This window comes from Pseudomonas sp. CAM1A (genome assembly GCF_047501685.1).
In the GTDB taxonomy this organism is placed as follows: domain Bacteria; phylum Pseudomonadota; class Gammaproteobacteria; order Pseudomonadales; family Pseudomonadaceae; genus Aquipseudomonas.
In genome coordinates, this window is record NZ_JBFNXP010000054.1 from 1 (window position 1) to 499 (window position 499).

The 499-nt window shown below is 49.3% G+C and carries 2 tRNA genes and 1 rRNA gene; all 3 read right to left on the reverse strand.

Features of this window, described 5'->3' with window-relative positions:
- Window positions 1–152: 152 nt before the first annotated feature.
- Window positions 153–228 (reverse strand) — tRNA-Ala (locus ABZO33_RS26860).
- Window positions 229–261: 33 nt separating this feature from the next.
- Window positions 262–338: transfer RNA gene (locus tag ABZO33_RS26865), tRNA-Ile, on the reverse strand.
- Between the two features lie 79 nt (window positions 339–417).
- Window positions 418–499: ribosomal RNA gene (locus ABZO33_RS26870) — 16S ribosomal RNA — on the reverse strand; the annotation flags it as partial.

The following is a 499-nucleotide window of genomic DNA, read 5'->3' on the forward strand; positions in this document are numbered from 1 at the left end:
TTAGCCTGATCCACCAGCAGTGAAACTGGTGTTCAGTCTATTTCTATCACATATCCGAATTTTTAAAGAACGATCTGACAAAAGTCAGAAATCAACATTCATTGCCGAATGTTCATTTCTAAGTTCTGAACAGTGCTGCGAAACCTGAAGAGTGGTGGAGCCAAGCGGGATCGAACCGCTGACCTCCTGCGTGCAAGGCAGGCGCTCTCCCAGCTGAGCTATGGCCCCATTTGACCAGCTGAACCAGGTAGTACCAATAAATGGTAGGTCTGGGCAGATTTGAACTGCCGACCTCACCCTTATCAGGGGTGCGCTCTAACCAACTGAGCTACAGACCTATATAACAGGTCGCATCGTCTTTACAGCATGAATCAAGCAATTCGTGTGGGAGCTCATCAGCAGGCTGATGTCTTCGATTAAGGAGGTGATCCAGCCGCAGGTTCCCCTACGGCTACCTTGTTACGACTTCACCCCAGTCATGAATCACACCGTGGTAACC